19 protein-coding genes, 1 pseudogene and 2 other annotated features are annotated in these 21551 nt (G+C 31.4%); all 20 genes and pseudogenes read right to left on the bottom strand.

Annotated features, from left to right (window positions below; genetic code table 11):
• Positions 1 to 324 precede the first annotated feature (324 nt).
• Positions 325 to 2379 (bottom strand): hypothetical protein, encoded by a 2055-nt coding sequence (locus BR77_RS03100; RefSeq protein WP_035063926.1) that lies wholly within the window; start codon positions 2377 to 2379, stop codon positions 325 to 327.
• Complete coding sequence (locus BR77_RS03095; protein ID WP_035063923.1) at positions 2351 to 3442, bottom strand: WxLIP family cell surface protein; 1092 nt, start codon at positions 3440 to 3442, stop codon at positions 2351 to 2353. The genes BR77_RS03100 and BR77_RS03095 overlap by 29 nt, the downstream gene beginning before the upstream one ends.
• A gap of 63 nt (positions 3443 to 3505) precedes the next feature.
• Entirely contained in the window at positions 3506 to 4207 is a 702-nt protein-coding gene (locus BR77_RS03090) for a WxL domain-containing protein (protein ID WP_015076320.1), read from the bottom strand.
• A 27-nt stretch (positions 4208 to 4234) separates the two neighbouring features.
• On the bottom strand, positions 4235 to 4873 hold the full coding sequence (locus BR77_RS03085) for a WxL domain-containing protein (protein WP_015076321.1): 639 nt from the start codon (positions 4871 to 4873) through the stop codon (positions 4235 to 4237).
• Between the two features lie 25 nt (positions 4874 to 4898).
• Positions 4899 to 5549 (bottom strand): WxL domain-containing protein, encoded by a 651-nt coding sequence (locus BR77_RS03080; protein ID WP_035063920.1) that lies wholly within the window; start codon positions 5547 to 5549, stop codon positions 4899 to 4901.
• Positions 5467 to 5898, bottom strand: a complete 432-nt coding sequence (locus BR77_RS03075; protein WP_015076323.1) for an LPXTG cell wall anchor domain-containing protein — start codon at positions 5896 to 5898, stop codon at positions 5467 to 5469. Before BR77_RS03075 ends, BR77_RS03080 begins: the two co-directional genes overlap by 83 nt.
• Before the next feature lie 529 nt (positions 5899 to 6427).
• Positions 6428 to 7918, bottom strand: coding sequence for a helix-turn-helix domain-containing protein (locus BR77_RS03070; protein ID WP_016356432.1), 1491 nt, complete (start codon positions 7916 to 7918; stop codon positions 6428 to 6430).
• A gap of 970 nt (positions 7919 to 8888) precedes the next feature.
• On the bottom strand, positions 8889 to 9887 hold the full coding sequence (locus BR77_RS03065; RefSeq protein WP_233463416.1) for a hypothetical protein: 999 nt from the start codon (positions 9885 to 9887) through the stop codon (positions 8889 to 8891).
• Positions 9888 to 10129: 242 nt separating this feature from the next.
• Positions 10130 to 10756: a V-type ATP synthase subunit D gene (locus BR77_RS03060; protein ID WP_016356433.1), complete on the bottom strand. Its 627-nt coding sequence runs from the start codon at positions 10754 to 10756 to the stop codon at positions 10130 to 10132.
• 7 nt (positions 10757 to 10763) lie between these two features.
• A complete protein-coding gene (locus tag BR77_RS03055; protein WP_015076327.1) occupies positions 10764 to 12140 on the bottom strand; it encodes a V-type ATP synthase subunit B in 1377 nt (458 codons plus the stop codon).
• The gene (locus BR77_RS03050; protein ID WP_035063915.1) at positions 12133 to 13917 is read right to left on the bottom strand and encodes a V-type ATP synthase subunit A; all 1785 of its coding nucleotides are present in this window, start codon (positions 13915 to 13917) and stop codon (positions 12133 to 12135) included. The genes BR77_RS03055 and BR77_RS03050 overlap by 8 nt, the downstream gene beginning before the upstream one ends.
• Positions 13918 to 13932: 15 nt before the next feature.
• On the bottom strand, positions 13933 to 14244 hold the full coding sequence (locus BR77_RS03045) for a V-type ATP synthase subunit F (protein WP_015076329.1): 312 nt from the start codon (positions 14242 to 14244) through the stop codon (positions 13933 to 13935).
• Entirely contained in the window at positions 14234 to 15238 is a 1005-nt protein-coding gene (locus BR77_RS03040; protein ID WP_015076330.1) for a V-type ATPase subunit, read from the bottom strand. The genes BR77_RS03045 and BR77_RS03040 overlap by 11 nt, the downstream gene beginning before the upstream one ends.
• A gap of 17 nt (positions 15239 to 15255) precedes the next feature.
• A complete protein-coding gene (locus tag BR77_RS03035; protein ID WP_015076331.1) occupies positions 15256 to 15840 on the bottom strand; it encodes a V-type ATP synthase subunit E in 585 nt (194 codons plus the stop codon).
• A 31-nt stretch (positions 15841 to 15871) separates the two neighbouring features.
• A complete protein-coding gene (locus BR77_RS03030) occupies positions 15872 to 16348 on the bottom strand; it encodes a V-type ATP synthase subunit K (protein ID WP_015076332.1) in 477 nt (158 codons plus the stop codon).
• Positions 16349 to 16405: 57 nt separating this feature from the next.
• The gene (locus tag BR77_RS03025) at positions 16406 to 18376 is read right to left on the bottom strand and encodes a V-type ATP synthase subunit I (protein ID WP_016356434.1); all 1971 of its coding nucleotides are present in this window, start codon (positions 18374 to 18376) and stop codon (positions 16406 to 16408) included.
• Positions 18363 to 18689, bottom strand: coding sequence for a hypothetical protein (locus tag BR77_RS03020; RefSeq protein ID WP_016356435.1), 327 nt, complete (start codon positions 18687 to 18689; stop codon positions 18363 to 18365). Before BR77_RS03020 ends, BR77_RS03025 begins: the two co-directional genes overlap by 14 nt.
• Positions 18690 to 18744: 55 nt before the next feature.
• Positions 18745 to 18790 (bottom strand) — a sequence feature (sodium ion sensor (DUF1646 type); this cis-regulatory element may regulate processes involved in with the transportation of sodium ions).
• Between the two features lie 220 nt (positions 18791 to 19010).
• Positions 19011 to 19622, bottom strand: a complete 612-nt coding sequence (locus BR77_RS03015) for a TetR/AcrR family transcriptional regulator (RefSeq protein WP_257613353.1) — start codon at positions 19620 to 19622, stop codon at positions 19011 to 19013.
• A gap of 118 nt (positions 19623 to 19740) precedes the next feature.
• Positions 19741 to 19786: a sequence feature (sodium ion sensor (DUF1646 type); this cis-regulatory element may regulate processes involved in with the transportation of sodium ions), on the bottom strand.
• Between the two features lie 326 nt (positions 19787 to 20112).
• Positions 20113 to 20430, bottom strand: a complete 318-nt coding sequence (locus BR77_RS19755) for an STAS domain-containing protein (protein WP_307781482.1) — start codon at positions 20428 to 20430, stop codon at positions 20113 to 20115.
• Positions 20419 to 21546 (bottom strand): annotated as a pseudogene (locus tag BR77_RS03010) (SulP family inorganic anion transporter); the annotation flags it as partial. The gene BR77_RS19755 and the pseudogene BR77_RS03010, both read right to left, overlap by 12 nt.
• Positions 21547 to 21551: the final 5 nt, after the last annotated feature.

Raw genomic sequence — 21551 nt, 5'->3', positions numbered from 1 at the left:
TATAATTTTGATACTACTTTTTTTCAATTTTTATTGATTCAGTTTCATAAATGTTTTAAGTAGTTTTTAAACAAATACAATCTTCCAATTGATCTATATGGACTATTTCTACAATATTATACAATTTTTTGTGTATAATATCTTTTATCTGTTTTCTATCTAAGTTTGGATCTAATATTAGAGTTTTAGAAAATTTTTCTATTTTTTCAATACCTCCTATTTTTATCTTAGCTTTAAAAACTACATAATAAATAATTTTATCATCCCAATGTTCTTCTACTTTACTAATAACTATTCCTCCCTAAAGTTTAGAATTTATATAATTTATGGAGCATTTTTTAATGACCATTGAATAACGCCACTATAATTTCCAACTTTACCTTGACCTGGCAACATTTTTAAATATAAACCTGAACTATTATCATTTTTCAGCTCTAGATTGGTTATTTTATACTTGTCAACGGCACTTTGCTCTATTATTGTGCTCTCCTCATTATTAAAAATAAATGTATTATTTGAATTATCTACATAGTATAAGGTTTCTTTCAGCTCACTATTTTCATATGTCAACGGAGTTACTATTTTCGCCGTCAACTTCCAATTATCAGAATCTATTCCTCTTGAATCTTCAATAGTTATATTAGAATCTGTATATAAATTATAATTTTTTTCAGTACTTGATATGCTAATTTTACCAAAGTCTAAGTTAGTATCTACTGAACTAAATTCAAGATAGCCATCTGTTACTGTTATTTTTATAGTCTTTTCTACTATTTTATTATTGGAATCTTGCGCTCTTATTAGAGCACTATAGCTTCCTTTAGAAAAATCTAAATCATTTTGTGCAACACTAATCGTTTCAATTTCTTTGCCCGTTACAATATCCCAAGCCTTAGAATCAGATTTCTCTAAAATTAAATTGGTTAAATTTGAATTACTTACACCTTTTTTTAAATCCTCTATAGTTATGTCAAAATCATTACCAGTTAAAATACTATTTCCTACTATCGGTGTAGTCTCATCATAAACTGTTACAGGAATTTCAATTACACTTTGATTATTTGATTGATCATTTAACGTAACTTCAGCGGTAAAGTATCCAACTTTATCAGTTGATGGAATTTTTGTTATTGAATAGGTAATACTATCTGCTCCACCATTATCAGATACATTCGTAATTAAAGATGAAGCATTAGAGGTGAAAGTTGAATTTTTTTGGATTTTTTGTGGAACCGCAGTTGCTGTTGGATTTACTGTATCAACCACTTCAAATTCAACTGTTATTGTATTTGTACTTATGCCATTAGTAACCTCAATACCAATATTTTTTTTACCGACCTTTTTATTATCTGGAATATTTACGAATTTATTTATTTTAACAGTATTTCCTGCACTGTCTTTTAAATCTGTTATAAAATCTTCAGGATTTAATTTACTAAAATCAGTTCCGGCTTCAACCTTTTTATTGGTGCTACTACCTGTCATCACTGAATAGTCAACGGTAAAACTCTGACTATTGTCATAAGAATCTAAAAAACCTGTATTGGCAGAAACTTCAATAGAATAACTTTTTCCTTCTTGAAATTTGTCATAAGTCAAAGGAACTGGAACATCAAATGTTGCTTTTCCATTTATATAAGTAACATCCATATCTTTAATTGAATAAACATTATTACCTATGTTTAATGTGAGTTTTGATGTATCTACTCCAGATACATTTAATGATCCAGTTATATGGATATCTGAATTTATATATTTTTTTCCTACAACACTATCTACTTTAAGATTCAGCATATTTGTAGTAGTATATAGTTGTCCAAATGACATTAACCATCTTCCATCAACTGTTGTATTCGAGTTTGTGGGTTTGTACGAAAAATAATAATTATTATAAAAGTCAAAACCTATCCCATAATCAAAGTTATTGCTTGTTGATACTGTAAAACTATATCGATTTGATGAAATCCCTACATACTTGGCATAGAATCTAGAATTAGTAGGAATTTTACTTTCATCTGTATAAATATCTTGCGTATACTGAACAACCGATATACTGTTATCAGAGTTTATTGTTAATAACTTATTAGGGGCCTTCATTGAGGTGAAAATAAATTGTCCATTTGATAATTTTTTTGAGTACCAATATCTATCAGTTATTAAACTAGTATCTCTGTATCCGTATACTAAACCATTGCTATCAATATCTGGAAATATCCCCGTACCAACTATATATAATGATATGGTTCCAGTAGGTACTTCAAATGGAGAATATGCACTAGATGACTGTGGCTTAATGAATAGTAACAAACCTAATAGAATAAATTCAAATACCAAAAGGAAAAAATTTCTTTTATGTGATTTTTTTCTTATTTCTTTCACTATTTTTTGCCTTCCTTCTTTTTTTAATTCTGGCAGCTTTTAATTTTTTTTCTCTTTCAATTTTCTTTTTACGTCTAATCAATAAACCAATAATCACAATGCAACAGCTCGCTATAAGTAGAAAAATTAATAATGCTACTATGTTCCGATTTATTTCTTTTTTATTAATGTCTACTGCTTCATCATTTAATTTTTTTGTATCTTCTTTACCAATTGAAAAATTTTTATCAAAGCTCCATTCTTTTTCACCTGTATTAATTTTTAAATGGAGGGTATAATCGCCTGCTTCTAACGGCTCATTATCCCAACTAATAGGAAAATCAAAATTTGAATTAGGAGCCATTGACATACTTTGTTTTACCGTTTCATGTAGAACTTCAGTTTTATTTTTTTCGGTTACTTTAGCATTTATTACTAAATTATTTATAATAGTTGGTTTACTATTTTGAATATTTGCAGTAATCGCAGTACGATAATTTTGAAGAGCAGGTTTTATTTTATTAAGATTGACAACTGGTTCAACAATTGTGTCATTTTCAGATAATTGAATTCCAATTACATAAGAATAAGAATTTCTTATTTGAACATTCTCGCTTGTATTTTTTGAATCCGTGTCCTCCTTATAGATATAAAAACCTCCTAACACTATCCCGTCAATTTCTTCGCTAGGCATTTTTAACTGAAAACTTACTTCTTTCGTTTCTCCTGGATTTAATGCTATTTTTTGCTTACCAGAAATGATATCGGTTAATGAATATACTTGAGAATTATCTTTCTTGAGGTTTTCTTCACTATAATCGATAACTCCATTTTGGTTAGTTTTTGCATTGTTTGGGACAATATTTAACTCTATCTTTTCTTCAGAACTATTGCTTACTGTTAAAGTAATTGCTTGTTCTTCATTCGGTTTCATTTTTAAATCAAAATATGACTTGTCTTTATCAATTTGATTTTCTGGGATATTTGCTTTAACTGAGTACCCCATTGATGCAGCATCTACCTTAGTACTAATGAATAGAGTGCTACATATAAATATACAGATTATTAAAAATTTTTTTTTCAAATCGTTGCCTCCTATTTCAAAAGAGGCAACAAGAAATGAGCTTCTTGTTGCCCTATTTTAATTCTATTTTGGAGCGTCAGAGAGCGCCCACTTTAGATCTGCAGTATACGTTGTGTTGGCTTTTGCAGATCCAGCGTATACTTTTAATTGTACATTGTCATTTGAATCTGTACCTGTTGTCCAAGTAGTCAGCCATGTACCACTACCTTGATTTACATTCGCATTCATTACTGTTTGCGTCTCTGTATTTAATAATGTTACATCATTACTCGTAGGAGGAGTTGAAACATTTCCTTTACTTGCAGCTTTCACAGTTGGATTTTTAAAAGAAAGTTCAGCACCTTTTAAAACTTCTGTGGAATCATTCGTTGCTACAAATTCACTAGCTGTAACAGAGAGGCTCCACCCAACATTCGTACCTCTAACATCTGTAACCTGTACATAAGGAGCTTTATTAAGCGCGCTATATACTTGATCTTTACCACTTACTTTCTTTTCACCAAACTGTATATTTGATACAAAATCCAGAGATAAGGGACCTGGATTATCTGTACCAGGATTGTTGGGATCAGCTGGATCGATTACAATTGGTAAATCCGGATCTTCTGGATTTACTGGTCCTGTAATATCTCCCCCACCTCCAACGAAAGTGATAATATTTTCACTCGTTTCTTGGCTAGTGGTACTTGCTTCCACCTCAGTTAGATTTACTAACAAAGCAGAACTAGTTAAAGCAACGTACGAAATTAATAATTTGTTTTTCATATTTTCTCCTAAATATAATTTATTTTTTTATGCTGGTGCATCTTGCAATGACCAGTTGATTATTGCACTATACGAATCAATATAACTATCTGTTGGAATAAGTAAATTAACTTTTCCAGAATTCCCCTCAAAAGCATTTGACCACGTACCCATTCCAGAATTTTGCTCTGCATAAAGTATCTTTGATGGAGATTCATTCAAAGTTGCACCTGAAGCAATTGCAGGAGTCAAACTATTAGCATCAGTTCCTTTTACTTTACCTGATGGAATTGTTAATTGCGCTTTCAGTTTTTTTGTTTCATCTGAATTTGAGAATTCAGTAATGCTTGCCATTAAGCTCCAGCCTGCACCGGTACCTCTAACATCTGTTACTTGGGCACCTAAAGTTTCTCCTTCTACCGGAATAGCATTTTGCGTTGTCACACCTAATTTGACTTTTCCAAAATTAAAATTTGATACAGCATCTATTACTAAAGAACCTGTATGACCTGTTCCTGGTTGTACTCCATCAATAATAGGATTTTGTTCATTTCCACCCGCTTCAATTTCTACCGCAGTAGTACTCTGTTGTGTATCAATTTCTGCAGCAAGTACTTGAGTATTTGTAAATCCTGCCCCTACAGTAAGTAAGCCCACACAAACTAGATATAATTCAATCTTCTTCATTTTATCTCCTCCTAAATTAATTTTTTTATTTTGGTGCATCTTGTAAAGACCACACAATTTCGGCAGAATAACTATCTGCATAGTTCCCATCAGGTACCACTATAGAGACATGGTTTCCCTTCCCCTCAAAATCTGTTGACCATGTACCCATACCAGAGTCTTGACTCGCAGAGAAAATAGATTGCTCCGTTGCATTCAATGTTACAGATTTTGAAATAGCTGGATTATCTTTAGACACACTTGTAGTTGAGACATTTCCTTCTGGGATTAATAGCTGTGCCCCTTTTAAGACTTTTGTCTTATCTGCATTCTCAAAATCTGAAATTTTAGCTGTTAAGTCCCAACCTGCACCAGTTCCTCGCATGTCTGTAACCTGTGTTCCTAACGTTTTATCTGTTGGTATTACAGCATTATAAGTAACTGTCTTACTTTCAATTTTTCCGTTTTCAAAGGTGAAATCTGATACTGCATCAATTACTAAATTACCCGTATGATTCGTAGGAGGATCAATTGGAATAATGGGATTAGTTGGCTTATTGTCTTCAGTTCCTCCTTCTAATGTAAAGTCAGCTGTCGTTTTAAACCCGTCTGCTTCAGCAGCGAAAGCTGTATTTCCAATACCAGTAGTCATTATCAAACCTAATCCAACAATACTCATTTTCGTTAATTTTTTCATAATTTTCTCCATTCATGTTAAATTTGTTGCGATATTCTTTTTTATTCAATAAAAAAAGACCTAAAGCACTTACCAAAAAAGCAAAACTTATTAAACCATACTTTTTTTGAAATTGACCTGTAGAAGGTAAGTAGATATTTTCTTTCTTTGTGCCATACTCCAAACTTGAAACTTTTTTGTTTTCAGTCTGACCACCCTTTATGGAATCGTTATTATCTGTATTTTCATTTTCTGAAAAACTAATACCTGCTTGACTTGTATTATCATCCATTGCAAAAACTTCTTCATACAAAATAAAACTGCCCATAAAAACTACAAAAATAATACTCAAAAATATTTTCACCTTCATTTCCACCTCCACTAAAAATTATTTTTATGGTTTTCTTATTGTAAAAGGATCACCAAAAACCTAAGAAGTGTTAATACAAAGTAGTTATATCTTTCATAACAACCTTTCTCGATAAAAATCATCACTATAAGGAGCATTTTTTAAATAGTGTATAGTTTTATATTTCACATGGATGTCCTTACCACGATAATTCTATTGTTTTTAAACAATATTTAAAAAATATATTCTTATTAACCTATATGTATCATCCTTAGTTGTTAAGACAGTTTTTATTATAACAAGTCACTTCTTGTAATACTTTTTTTTAAATGTAGTTCTTATTACAGAAAAAAAAAGGAAGAAATGCCTTTAATAAAGCATTTCATCCTTTTTTCTTTTTTCTCGGCTTAATTTTCATCCTTTTTTACTTACTATTTTTTTATTTTTTATTTTTTTTTGACAAAAAAATAAAAATAAGTGCTAAATCAATTTTACTTATATTTTAAACTAGATATTATTCCTTTACAGTAAGTTTTATTTAGCTTGTATACTATCTAATTCTTTTATCAACGATTTCCTTAATACGATGTATAATTCTATTTTTTGACCTATCAGATGGATTTACTTCCCATAATAACATTTCTATTTCAGTGTCTTTTAACTCATCATAAACTCTATCTGTAATAATTAAATCAACATCATTACTTAGAGATATTGTTACATCAACAATTTGATCTAGATCATTCATTCTTAGTAAATCATTAAAATCTTTACTAGTTTCACCCCCGTAAATTGATAACAGGCAAATTTTTATGTGATTAATTAAATATTTTTTCCCTGCATATTTTTCTATCAAAACTGAATACTTATTGATTAAAAATACTCTGTTTTCAAAAAGAGGATTTTCAAATGTTGATTTCTCAACTAATATTTCATAAAATTTATTTACTATATGTGTAAGTGGCCCCTTGGATTTTGAAATGCCTGGGATATCTTCAGAGATACTGTCAATACCCTCAAATAATGAAGCTCTAGAATGAATATGAATTAAATTAGAATATAAAATACTATATTCTCTAGCATTTAATTTAATATCAAAATAAAGAAAGAACTCTTTCATCCAAAAATTTGTGTATTCTACTACATTGATGTCATGTGTTTGCACGTAAACTAACATTTCTGATACAATCGCATTATCTTCTAAATGGAATTCAAGTCCAAAAATAGTAAGATAAAGAAATGCTATTTCAGATTCAATATCTTTTTTCATCAACTTTGGAAATATACTTTTATAGATTGGGAACAAGCTTTCTTTAAGTATAGTGTAGTGTTTACTATCATCTAGCAATTGATTTTTCAAAATAGACTCGTCACAAGTCTCACCTATTTCTATTCTATGAAAGATTATTGCAAAATAATAACGTAAAATTTCTTTTTCTGAAAGTCCAATATTTCGAACCCTAATTTTTTCTATATACTTAAAAAAGATATCGAACTTTTTTTTTTCAACATTATAAAAAGGCCATTTCAAACCACTATATGAATACCAAAAAAAATCAAAAAAGAATAGTCTCTTTTGCTTTTCATCGCCTAAAATTGTTGCATTAACATTAGTATTAAATTGTAACTTGTATCGAGAAAGAATATTTCTATCAATTACCTTCATATTTTTATACATCGTAGAATACGAAACATAGTGATCTAAGGCATATTCATTTATTTCCACAGTATTTTCAAAAAAATATTGCTTCATCCAATTAAAATTAATATTGTCCTCTAAGTAGTATAAATAGATACCATGAATTGAAAGGTCTGAAGGAATATAAACATATAAATAACCATCAGACTTTTGTTGTAAATATACTTCGCTATCCCATTGTTTTACATCATTTTCTAATTCATCCAGTACATCTTTGGTCGTTCTTACTGTACATTTTAAATACTCACTAACGTTATTCAAATCGACATTTCCATTATTTTCTACGATAAAGTAGAATGCTAGTATTTTTCTCAATGTTCTTCTATTAAAAAAAAAATTCACTCAAATCACTCCTTATTTTTCTTAATATATAATTTTAAAAACTTAACATACTACCTTTTTTTTGTCAATAGTTTTCAAAGTATTATTTTGCTATTGTCCTCTTATGTAGAAAAACATTAGTAGATTTTAAAAAGTATGAAATTGAAAAATTAAAATCACATGCAACCTGTATTTATAAATGATTTCATATGATTAATTCCTAATCTAGTATTTAATAAGATTATTTTTGTAAACATAATATTTACATTTATTTCTATAAAAAATTAGTTAGTTCAACAAACAGATACATTGCAATGCTCAAAAAGATTAATTCTATTATTGGGATAATCTTTTATAAGCATTAACTATTATTCATCAATACCTAATACTTGTTACAAAAATTGATACTTCTAATAGAACAACTATCATAAACCATCATTTATATATAACTGCTATAAATTCTCTAAGTAAACGACTGGATAAAAATAATAACTGGTTCAGCTGTTTCATTCTCTGTACCCACTCTTCTAAATTTTTTTAAACTCATATTTTCAAGAGTAGTAGTTGCAGTATCTTACTTAATTAATTGCTTAGAAGGAATCTACTTTGAAACTAAATATTTATCTATCGCATATACTTCTGATACAGGTTAATCTTTCCCTTACCAACCCCTAACTACAAACTTAGGTTTCTTTAATTTTTATAAAATGATAAAAGTCTAATACATTATCTATTAGACTTTTAAGCAGAGTTAATCCATCCTCGGAACGATTTAAAATAACTCCCAAAAAAGTTGTGACAATCTTTTTTGGGAGTTTTAAATATTTTGTGTACGTTACAAAATGGTATAAAAAAACAATCCAGACGAAACACACAGGTACAATATTCTAGCTCCTTAAATTCATGACACATAATAAATACTATAGACCAATGCCATCAGTGCTCTCTGCTACAATGTCATCATAAAGACAGCATTCAACTGATGATTCGATTAATCATTTCTTTTTTTTAAAAGTAAGAATATCAATGTCGATACAAAAAAAACATTAAAAACAACAGCTACTTTAATTGTCTTTCTATGAATTTCTGAGGAATAATCAGGTATACTATCTAAAACCAAGTTTTCATAAGCTTCAACCATCTGCTCTTGACTGCGAATATCACTATAATACCCTGGACTATCTGATAGATAGTGTTGTGCATATGGAAAATAAACAACTTCATCTGGCTCATTCTGACACAACCCTCCAAACCAATTATTTTTTATAATATTCACTTGCTTTAGCGGAACACGGTACCCTTTTTCAACTTCTTTTTGGTTAAATTTTAATGAAAAGGCTTCATTGGTATTTTGAGAAATATCACGCCCGTATGCAACAGACAAGTTTCCTTCCAACCATAAGCGACTATCTAATAATTTTTCTGTTGAATTTTGTGTACTTAAATCAAATATCAAAGAACGCTCTTTTTCTTTATTTTCAATATCCGCAATAATAGTACCTTCATAATCTGTTGTAAAAACAACTTTTTCAGTCGTTGATTCAACAACACCGTTTAATTTATCATGACTCAACGTGTTCGTATCATAATCAATAATAACCCAACTTAATAAATTAGTCTTATTATTTTTCGCAATAATATTCACCTCTAAACGTGTGCCCCAAAAAGCACTTGTATGAACATTAAACGTTCCAAAAATCATATAATACTTTGGTTCACCATCGGAAAAAATTTTTGTTTTTATCAATTCAAAATCATCTGGTATAAGACTTTCTGCCCATTTCAAATCTAAAATTTCATAGCACAAAAATGTACTGTATGGCTCCACAACAAAACCCATATAAGGATTTTTCTGTGCAGAATAGTTCATGACTGCATTTTGAAATCTTTTTGGTATTAACTTACTTAAAGGTGCCATGACCTGTAGAGTTGCAGTATCTTTTGGCGTAATCATTTGTTCTACTTTTTTTATGAATTGAAATTTACCCATGTTACCTCCTTGAATAATTAATTGGACTATCCTGAAAAATTAAAATTTAAAATTTAATTAAATCACTTTTCATGTTATTTCTATAACCTTTATTACTTCTCTGATCCTCTATAATATTTTGTTTGTCACTAATTAAAGGTTTAGCTGTGTTCTAAATTCCCATCATGCTTTGCTACGTTTTTATGCTCATTATCATAACAAATCAATCGCATAATGTAGCTGGAATTTATTTTTGAATACTCCTATTTTATTCCCATATCTTTTACTTTCATTAACCGTGTAATATTTGCGCGTTCATTTTCTTCAAGTTTCATTTGTATATAACGAATTGTTTCTTTTAGTTTAGGAATCGTCATATACTCTAACGCATTTACTCGTCGTCTAGTTTTTTCTATTTCGTCAGCAAGTAATTGACATGTTTTCTCTATCTCTGCTAACTCCAGTAATTTCGGTAAAATTTGCGATAGCTCATCAATTGATTGATCTAATTCACTATTCGAGTTTAGATAACCATAGGGTAACTCTTTTTCAGCCTCTGGATAAGAAAAATTCATCACAGGTACTTCTACATTCATTATGTTTTTTTCATAAATATCTACGATTACTTTTCTTGCAGGAACTACTACTAATCCTTCAATAAACTTTTCATTCAAAAGAGCCTTTGCCATAACAAACGATTGCATACTTGTAATTAAGGAATTTTCAACATCGCTTCTTAACAGGTTATTTTGTCTGACTAAAATAATAAAACGACGCATTAATTCATCTTGCTTATCTTTAAGCAGCTTATGCCCTCTCGTTGCCGTTGTTAATCTTTTTTTTAATTTTGAAAGCTCCATACGTGTAGGATTTACATTTAAACGTACCACAGTAGTTTCACTCTCCCTTTAATAAAAATTGATCTAGCAACTCATCTTTAATTCTCTTCAATTCTGTTCTTGGTAAAATTGACAGCAGTTCCCATCCTAAGTCCAACGTCTCTTCAATTGTTCTATTTGTAGTAAAACCTTGATTAATGTATTCTTTTTCAAAGCGTTCAGCAAAAAGTGCATATAATTTATCAACTTTGGAAAGTGCCGATTCACCAAGTACAACAGCTAATTCTTTGGCTTGCTTTCCTTCTGCATATGCAGCAAATAATTGATTCATTGTGGCGGCATGATCGTGACGTGTTTTCCCTTCTCCTGTTCCTTTATCCTTCAAACGTGATAAAGAAGGCAATACATCAATAGGAGGTTGTATACCACTTTTATATAACTCACGAGATAAAATAATTTGACCTTCGGTTATATATCCTGTTAAATCAGGAATGGGATGTGTCTTATCATCCTCTGGCATAGTTAAAATTGGTATTTGGGTAACAGAACCTTTTTTCCCCTTCAACCGCCCAGCACGTTCATATAATGTTGCTAAATTTGTATATAAATACCCTGGATACCCTCGACGCCCTGGTACTTCACGACGTGCAGCAGAAATTTCTCTCAAGGCTTCACAATAATTCGTCATATCTGTCATAATAACCAAAACTTGCATCCCTTTTTCATAGGCTAAATACTCTGCCGCTGTCAAAGCCATTTTGGGTGTTGCGATACGTTCAATAGCAGGATCATTGGCCAAATTAATAAACATAACTGATCGATCAATTGCCCCAGTTTTACGAAAATCTTCCATAAAATATTCTGCTTCCTCAAAAGTGATTCCAATTGCTGCAAATACAACTGCAAATGTATCTTCACTATTTGGTACTGTTGCCTGCCTAGCTATTTGAGCTGCTAATTCTTTATGAGGCAACCCCGAACCTGAAAAAACTGGCAATTTTTGACCGCGGACTAATGTATTTAAATGATCAATAGCAGAAATTCCAGTTTGAATAAACTCATTCGGATAATCTCGTGCCATAGGGTTGATTGCCTCACCATTTACATCTAAACGTTTTTCTGGAATCAAATCTGGACCTTCATCCTTCACACGCCCCATACCATCAAAAACACGGCCAACCATGTCTTCAGAAACAGCTAACGAAAGAGGACGCCCCAAAAATCGGACCTTTGAATTTTTTAAGTTAATTCCATCAGAGCCTTCAAATATTTGAACCATAGCTGTATCTCCATCAACCTCTAACACTTGTCCGTGTCTAACCTCACCATTTTGCATCTGAATTTCAACTAATTCATCATATTTTACTCCGTTAACTTTTTCAACCGCCATCAAAGGACCGACTATTTCATTTATTGTTCTGTACTCTTTAAGCATGATTATCCATCCCTCCATTAGCTACAATTTCTTTAAGCACTTGTTTTATTTCAGTTTTGATTAAATCAAACTTTGTTAATTCAGATTCTGATATATATTTGCTACGAGAAATCTTATCTCTCAATTGAAGCGTCCCTTCCAATATTTCTGACAGGTAAGCCCCTAGATTCATTGCATTTCGTGCTTCTTCTCCAAAATATAAAATAAGTTCCAACATATAGGCTTGTTTTTGACGCGAGGTATAAGTATCTACGTCATCAAATGCATTTTGTTGGAGATAATCTTCACGTATAGATTTTGCAATGCTTAAAGTAAGACGATCTTTTTCTGACAATGAATCTAGTCCAACTAAACGAACAATCTCTTCTAACTGAGATTCCTCTTGTAAAATACTCATAGCATTTGTAACCATCTCACTCCAACCCATATTTAATGCTTGATTATTAAACTTACCAACTTCTGGCAAATACAGCGAATAAGAACTTAACCAGTTAATGGAGGGAAAATGACGTTTTTGAGCTAAAATTGAATCTAATCCCCAAAAGACTTTAACAATCCGTAACGTATTTTGAGTAACTGGCTCTGAAATATCTCCTCCTGGTGGAGATACAGCTCCGATAGCGGTAATACTCCCTTGACGTTTCTCTGAACCCAAAGCAATAGCTAAACCTGCTCGCTCATAGTATTCTGCTATTCGACTACCTAAGTATGCAGGATACCCTTCATCTCCAGGCATTTCTTCTAAACGACCAGACATTTCACGTAATGCCTCTGCCCAACGCGAAGTAGAATCTGCCATAATTGCCACACTATAGCCCATGTCTCGAAAATATTCAGCAATTGTAATACCAGTATAAATAGAAGCTTCTCTGGCAGCTACTGGCATATTGGAGGTATTGGCTATGAGAATCGTCCGTTCCATCAAAGACTCTCCAGTATTAGGATCAATCAACTCTGGGAATTCATTTATTACATCAGTCATTTCATTCCCACGTTCTCCACACCCAACATACACAACAATTTCTACATCGCTCCACTTAGCTATTTGATGCTGTACAACTGTTTTCCCAGCACCAAATGGTCCCGGAACCGCTGCAGCTCCACCCTTAACTACTGGAAAAAAAGTATCAATAACTCTTTGCCCTGTTGTCATCGGTTCTGTTGGGTTTAATTTCTTAGCAATCGGTCGGGCACGTCGAACGGGCCATTTTTGCATCATTGTAAATTCTTTTAATCCACTGGGAGTTTCAAGGGCATAGACTGTTTCCTTTAAATTGAAATGTCCAGCTTCTAATGCAACTATTTTTCCACTTATTCCATTAGGAACCATTATTTTATGCACAATCACTTTAGTTTCTTGAACGATTCCAATAACATCTCCGCTAGAAACATCCATTCCTAGTTCTAAAACTGGTTCAAACAACCATTTTTTTTCATGGTCTAATGCTTCGATTGAAATACCACGAACTAAAAAATCACTTTTTGTCACTTCCATAAATTCTTTTAAAGGACGTTGGATTCCATCAAACATTTGAGCAATTAAACCAGGGCCCAATTCAACAGATAACGCATTACCAGTTGTCGTGACGGGTTCGCCTGGACCTACCCCTGACGTTTCTTCATAGACTTGAATAGAGGCGACATCTCCTCGCATTTCAATAATTTCACCAATTAATCCAATTTTACCGACTTGACAAATATCTTGAATATTCGCTTCTTCCATACCTTTAGCCATAATTAAAGGACCTGAGACTTTAATGATTTCACCTTTTTTCAAACCAATATCCCCCTACTATAAAATATTTTTTCCAACTGCTTTTTCTACATTTTCTTGAATTCGATTTTTTCCAATATTTAAAACACCTAAATGATTGGGGATTAAAATAATAGCTGGAGTAATTTTTTCATCATAACGTTTAATTGTTTCTGGTATTAACGCTCCAAGTTGCTCAGTTAAATAGATAATTCCATAATTATCTTCTGCCAGCTTAGGAATAATTATTCTAACGGAAGCTGCATCTTCTGCATAAAAAACATCAAAACCAAGAATTTTAAACGGTAAGATTGAATCTTTGTCTCCAATTACTCCAATTTTATGCACCATAGTTCAACCGCATCCTTTCTCTCAAAGAATCTTGCGGGATTTGATTTTTTTTCCCAACTAAAATAAGTCTTAGGTTTCTTACCTCGGTTTGTTTTGCATAAAGATAGGCTAATATAGGCATAGGGCCAAAAACTTCAAATTTCGCCATTTGAAAAAACTTCATTAGCGAATTATCAGTCTCTAAGTCAATTTTAATTGGCGATATTTGTCTGGTTTCCGAATTAGTAGCTGCTTGAATAATAGTCTTATAAGGCAATTTCATTAATTTTTTTGACAAACTCCCTAAATCCTCAGAAGCTAGCTCAATCAAAGTTGCTTTAGAAACCTCACCAGAACTTGATAAGACAGCATGAAGAAAATTTCGTGTTTGTTTTTGATCAATCGCTCTACATAGAATTGAAAGGTTGTTAAAATCGATAAATAGATTTGCTAATTCAATAATTTTTGGTTCGTTTAATTCTAGAGATAACGCTTTAATATGTCTAAAATAAAAACGATCTAAAATGATATCTATCGCCTGTATATTATGATACTCTTCATAATAATCAAGCGCATCTTCCAAAGCTTCTATAATAATTGGGTGAAGTACTTCAGATTTTCCCGCCTCAACAACGTGACGTAAAGCTGAAAGCGGCTCTTTGCCAATATCTAGTAATAAATAATCAAAATTCTCCCCTACTAACTTAGCCTTCAATAAAATTTTCAAATTATGATAAGAGTATCGTAAAGAAAAAAACTCAATTAAACGTGGTTCTGGACTGATCTCAAATAATTCTTTAAATGTTCGTTGCATTTCATTGTCTATTAACAGTTCATAGTCTTTATTTTCTTTTATTTTTTCTACATCCTGTCGATATGAGCTATCTTTCAAAACATTGACGGCCTCTTCAAAACTGCTTGCATGAAGCATCGTTTCGAACTGTTCATTTCTTAAAAGGCGTGTTTCATACACACGAATTAACGCATTCGTTCCAGCATAATCCGTAGCTTTCATAACTGACCTCCGTCCTTCTAATTAAATAGTTTAGTTGAAACCATAGGCATTAAATCTTCTTTTTTTGTCTTTATAATATCTTCAAAGCAAAAATTATAATCAATTCCAGCCATTCTTAAAATAAAACCTGATTTATTAGCAATTTTTTCCTGCGAAAGTACTATTAAAAAACTAGATTTTATTTCTAACTCGTGAAGAAATTCTTGTGAAATATAGCCACTGGATTTGTTGCCTAATATAACTTCAATTTTCTTTTCTGTACTAAACTGCTTAATTGCATGTTCTAGAAAGTCTTGAAACTCAGTAGAATTCCAATCCTTCATTTTTTTCAATGCCTGTTCAAATGTTTCTTCAATAATTTGTTGTTTTTCAGCTAGCAATCTATTTCGTAATTTTATTTTATATGAATTTAAATTCAAGTTATAATCCTTCAAAATAGTTGCATCAATTTTTGCTTTTTCACTATGAGACTGATCCATTAATTGCCGTTCTCCTGAAGATAACAACTCTTTAGCTTGAATTTTTGCTTTTGCAGTTTTTTCTTCAGATTCATTCTCTATTCGCTTTAACATTTTTTCTGTAAGTTTTGTTAAATCTGACATTTTTTTCACTCCTTTTATTCAAAACAGTTAATTAATTAAAAACTAGAATAAACGAAATAACAAAACCTAAAATTGCATATGTCTCTACCATTGCTGCGTATATAACACCCTTCATCACGTGTTCTGGTCTTTTGGCTAAAATTTGGATCGCTGCTGTTGCAACACGACCTTGATAAATCCCTGAAAATAATCCTGTAAACGCGACTGGTAATGCAGCGACAAAGAAATAAATCCCCTTAGTCAGACTTAAATCCGCATCAGCTTGAATAAAAATCATAAATGCAATAACGAAACCATACAGTCCCTGCGTTCCTGGTAGTAATTGAAGAATTAAAGACTTACCAAATTTTTCAGGTTGTTCCGTTAATAATGCTGCCGCTGCCTCCCCGGTCATACCAACTCCTTTAGCTGAGCCAATTCCTGCAAAAATCATTGCTACCGCCATCCCTAACCCTGCAAATCCAATTCCACCATTATTTTCCATAAAAAAAGTTAACCAATTATTCATATGATCCAATTCCTCCATATCTTTTTTTTAATCTATTCAATTAAGACAATAGATACTTTATTTTGATTTCATTTCACGTTTCTTTAAATAAATATATTTTTCATAGGTCTTTAAAGGCTGTAAAGCTCTTCCTCCACCTTGATAAAATTTACCAAAAAATTCAACATATTGTAACCGCGCACCATGCACATAGGCGCTTAAGAAACTTAAGAAAATATTAATAGAGTGTAGTAATGCAAATAGTAATATTCCAACGGTAAATTTGGCAATTGGTGGCAATAAGTCAATGATTAAATTGAAAGCCTGAGCAATACTTCCACCCGCTATTCCTAGTGCCATTAATCTTGTGTAGCTCACTAAATCACCTACATAGCCCGTAATTCCGTATAAGGAATATAAGCCGCTCCCGAATCCTACTAATTTATTTTTAGATCCTAAAGTGGAAAATAGTAGCAATCCAAAAACATTAATCCCAATTAAACTAGCCCCAATTAAGAATACTGCATAACTTGGAAACACTAATAGCTCTAGCGTAATCAAAGCAATCCCACATAAAATTCCAACCCATGAAAACGACTCTACATATCCATTTCTGATTTGCTTTTTTCTCCACAAAACTGTGCCGTTTACACATAGCCCAAAGATTAGTTGAATGAAGCCAAAAACGACAGAAGTAATTAAGATTGTATTCACATCTTTTTGCGGGTTTAACAGCTGAAACGGCAGTGTATAACCAAAAAATGAACCGTATACTGCTCCCCATAAAATTGTAGGAAAGGAAAGCAAATAGAAAAAGCGGATGTTCTTCGCGATCCCTCTATCTAAATTTAAAAAATGTTGTATTAGAAAGGTAACAATTAGTAATAATAAACCGTATCCTACATCCGCAACCATCATCCCGAAAAAGACCATATAAAAAGGCATCAAAAGAGGAGTCGGGTCTACATCATCATACTTAGGCATACTATACATCTCCGTCAAGGTTTCAAAAGGTTCTACAATTGCGTTATTAGTGAGTACAATTGGTACCTTGCTTACTTCAGCTGGGCTAATTTCTTCCGCAATTAAAGCATACGACTCTTCACCTATATCAAGAGATAATAATGTTTTAAATTCTTCTATTTTTGTTGACTCTAGCCACCCGCTCAAAATAAAAAGATGTTGCCCATTCATTACTAGTGATTTTCCTTTTTCTCTTTCTAAAAAGTTTACATAGTACTCTATTCCTAACTCTAAAAGCTCTGCTTGATTAACGTATTCACTAACTTTATTTTTTAATTTATTTTGTTTTTCTATAATCGCAGCAATATTAAGCTGACATTTTTCCAACTCAACTACTGGTTCATTAGGATAATCATAGATTAGGGATGAAAAGTGATGGCTTTGAGTAATTTTTTCCACTTTAGCGGAATCTAATTTATCAAAATAAAGAACAAGGCCCATGTCATCTCTAGTTTGATAAATTTCTTCTAAATATACATCCTTTTCTTCAGCAAGGTTCGTTTTTAATTTCATTCCATTATCCACTGAAACGGTACCAATTAAAATAATAAAATAATTCAATTCTTCGCGTATCTTTGGATTAAACGTTAGTTTCTTCCAACGAGTAAAGAAATCTAATTCATTGTTTTTATTTTTACGCAATTGATCTAGATGATGCAATTCTTTTTCAACTATTTTAAGTCCTTCACAGAGTTCTAGTAGTTCACTACTCTCAACCATTTGCTCTATTTCATTGAATTCATATTGTTTGCGACCTATTCTGTAATTAGAGAATCCTTTTGCTTTTAGCTTGAATTTCTGAATAAAAGCGTAGGATTCCTCTATCAACCGCAACGTACTTTCTATTTCCTTTTGACTGTTTACTGCCATATCCATATTATAATAGTGTAAAAAACTCTCTTTTTCTTGTAACTTTGTTATGTTAACTAACTCTAGATTCTGTAATTCTTGCGTAGATTTTATTAGTTGTTCTTTTTCAGAATGTTGTCCAATTAGGGTGATTTTTTTCATTTCAGCTATGGCCATACTGACTCACAACCTCCCTCACGATATCTTCAATGACCTCTTCTTGATTCAAGCTGACTTTATTTTTAATCATCTGGCTATTTGACTCGAGTTTTTCTAACATAATTTGTTGATTTTCCTCGAATTTTAATTGATAGTTTCGTTCTTTTTCTTTTTTATAATCCTCTATATCTTTAGCTAATATTCTTTTTTTTTCCTCAAGTATTTTATTGGTTTTGGACAGCAACTCTTCATTGAATTTTTTTGACTCTCTTTCTATCTTCTCCGCCTTTTTTTCTTGACTTATCACAAACTCAATAGAACTTTTACTCATTTTTTTCACCTCTACTCTATTTTTTAACTACAAAAAGTCGCAAGATTCCAATATATTCTTCTCACCCCTGAAGAAATTACCTTGAAAGCTTGCGCCCAACCGATTTTATCTATGTTAAATTTAAGTTATCTTAAATTTAACATACCACTTTTTTTTTGTCAATTTTGGCATAGAAATCTTAAAATATTGTTGAAAAAATTACATTATATTTCCATTTAAACTAGTATATATATAAAGTGATACTTTATGTCTCATGTATTTTTTTAATTGTGATACTAAATTACGTTCTTATGAATCTGATTAATATAGAATCCATAGTAGTCATATATCTTCCATCCTAATTATATTTTTGATGGAACTTTTTTCATCTAGCATAAATTTATTATCTACAGTATTTAAAAACAATAAAGCAATACCAATAACATCCTCCACCGTGATTTTTTTATGATCTTCCTCACTACTATAGCCAATGTCTTTTAATAGCAAAGCTATGAGTGCATTGTTAAAAATAAAACTAATTGTTTTATAATATTGGTCTTCACTTTGCTCTTTATCATGAAATTCTCTTAGCTTGTTTGATAAAATCAAATCAACATATTCTTGTCTACATCTAAAAAAATTATCTAGTTCCTTATTACCAATTTCTTTAATAGAAGCAACAATTAAATAACGATTTTTTTGAAATAATCTTTGAATAAAATATCCAGTTTGTCTTAGTAAGTCTTGTTGATTTTCAAAATCAGATAAAAAGAACAACGTTGCTTCTTCCTTAATTCGATTGGTATGTTGCTCAAATGCTATAGCTAACAAGGCATTCTTTGACTTGAAATTTTTAAATATTGTTGTCTCGTTCACTAATGCTTCTTCAGCAATTAATTTTGTTGTTGCACTTTTGTACCCTCCTTGAGAAACAAGATATATTGCAGCATTAATTATACGTTCCTGCGTTTTAGAAACTTCCTTGTTTATAACAAAATCCCTCCTAATTAAATTTTATAGCCTCTTTACTCTTTATTTGAAATAAATAAAAAAAGCGCACACTTCTAAGTTATTCTTCTCACCCCTGAAGAAACCACCTTGAAAGCTTGCGCCCAACCGATTTAAATTATAATATATTGTGATAAATTTATCACAATATATTTTTTTTGTCAAATTTAAACATAACACTCTTTTAAAACGGATTTGACTTGTAAAGTCAACGGATAAATTGCGCGTTTTTAAAGCATAATTTATCTATTTTTATTATTATAAAAGAAAAAATGGATAACTTCTAAACAAGTATGAATTAAAAAAAAATTAAAAACACACGGAACATACATTTAAAAAGACTAAATTTTTATAACCTTAAAATTCACTTTTTATCATAGAAAATTATTTATTTCAAATAAGTTAAAAATGTCTTAGAAGGAATAAAAATTATTTCTTAGAGCAAATTTATTGAACCTATCCTTGCATTTAATTTCGCATTTGTTGTTTGAAGTCCGACTATTTTATAGGAATAAAATCTTTTCTCTAAAATATCCAAAGTAGCTGTTAGAGCTTCTATGCCAGATTCATCCCATATATGAACGTTTGATAAGTCTATTATAATCTTTTCTTGCGGATCTTGTTTTTCAAAATACTCTGTTAGAGAATTGGCTGACGCAAAAAATAATTGACCACTAATATAAATCGTTTCATTTGCTTTGTTAAATTTCAATTTTGATATTTTCGCGATGAAAACAAAAATACTTAACAACACACCTACTAAAATACCAATTGCTAAATTATGAGTATAGACAACTATTGCAATGGTAATTAACATGATTAAGGTTTCTGTTAATGGAGCTTTTTTTAAGTTTCTTGCGCTTTCCCAATCAAATGTTTCAAATGCTACTGTAATCATAATTCCAATTAGAGCAGCTGTTGGTATTTGAATCATTACTTCTTTTAGCGCAACAATTAAGAAAAGTAAAGCTAATCCTGCCGTAAGAGTGGAGAGTCTTTTTCTACCGCCAGATTTGACATTGATGACCGCTTGACCAATCATAGCACAGCCAGCTGGTCCTCCAAAAAAACCAGTAACAACATTGGCTAAACCTTGAGCTTTAACTTCTCGTTTATTATCACCCTTTGACTCAGTCATATCGTTAATTAATGGTAAAGTTAACAAAGATTCAATCAATCCGACCATCGATAACGCCAAAGCTGTTGGGAAAATAATGACTACTGTTTCGAATGTGAAGGGAACCATTGGCAAACTTGGGAAAGGTAACTTTCCTGACATATCTCCTAAATCACCTACAGTTTGAAGTCCAAATTGTGGAAATAAGGAAAGCAGGGTCATCACAATAATCACTATTAAGGCTGGGGGAATTGCTTTAGATAATTTAGGGATGATATACATCAGCACAATGGTCACTCCAACCATTGCGTAAGTAAAGATATTCTTACTTCCTAATTGTTGAACTTGAGCAAGAAAAATTAAAATGGCTAATGCATTCACAAAGCCTAGCATAACTGGTTTTGAAATAAACTTCATTAATTTATGAATTCCTAAGTAACCAAGAGATAACTGAAGGATTCCTGTTAAAATAGTTGCAGCAACCATATATTCAATCCCGTGAGTTTTTATTAAGGTAACCATAACTAGAGCCATTGACCCCGCTGCGGCCGAAACCATAGCAGGACGTCCACCAGTAATCGAAGTGACAATGGCTGTAGTAACTGACGCAAATAAGGCAGTAATAGGATTAACTCCTGCGATAATTGCAAATCCGATAACTTCTGGAATAAGTGCAATTGAGGTAACTAAACCTCCTAAAACATCATTTTTTATATTTCCAAACCATTCCTCTTTTTTTAAACTAATTAACATAAATA

The sequence above is a fragment of the Carnobacterium maltaromaticum DSM 20342 genome (genome assembly GCF_000744945.1).
Lineage (GTDB): Bacteria > Bacillota > Bacilli > Lactobacillales > Carnobacteriaceae > Carnobacterium > Carnobacterium maltaromaticum.
The sequence above is the reverse complement of the archived record's forward strand: the minus strand, read 5'-3'. Positions and strand labels throughout refer to the sequence as shown.